This is a genomic window from Paenibacillus sp. FSL R7-269 (assembly GCF_000517865.1).
GTDB lineage: Bacteria > Bacillota > Bacilli > Paenibacillales > Paenibacillaceae > Paenibacillus_AQ.
The window spans coordinates 1-324 of record NZ_ASPS01000130.1 but is presented as its reverse complement, the minus strand read 5'-3'; the positions used below and the strand labels follow the sequence as shown (position 1 = coordinate 324).

At 41.7% G+C, this 324-nt stretch carries 1 pseudogene; it reads left to right on the top strand.

Features of this window, described 5'->3' with window-relative positions:
- Positions 1-324: pseudogene (locus tag C162_RS32255) on the top strand (argininosuccinate synthase); the annotation flags it as partial.

Sequence of the window (324 nt, the reverse complement as noted above, 5' to 3'; positions counted from 1 at the left end):
AGACGGCATACGAGATGACGTTGGCATTAGAAGATACACCGAATAAACCAGAGTTTGTAGAAATCGGATTTGAAGCAGGGGTACCGACGACTTTAAACGGCACTGCATACCCACTCTCAGAACTAATTAAAACGTTAAATGCACTTGCTGGAAAACATGGCGTGGGACGTATCGACCATGTAGAAAATCGCCTTGTCGGTATTAAATCTCGTGAAGTATATGAATGCCCAGCAGCAATGACATTAATAACAGCGCATAAAGAACTTGAAGATTTAACACTTGTGAAAGAGGTCGCTCATTTCAAACCGATGATTGAGCAAAAAC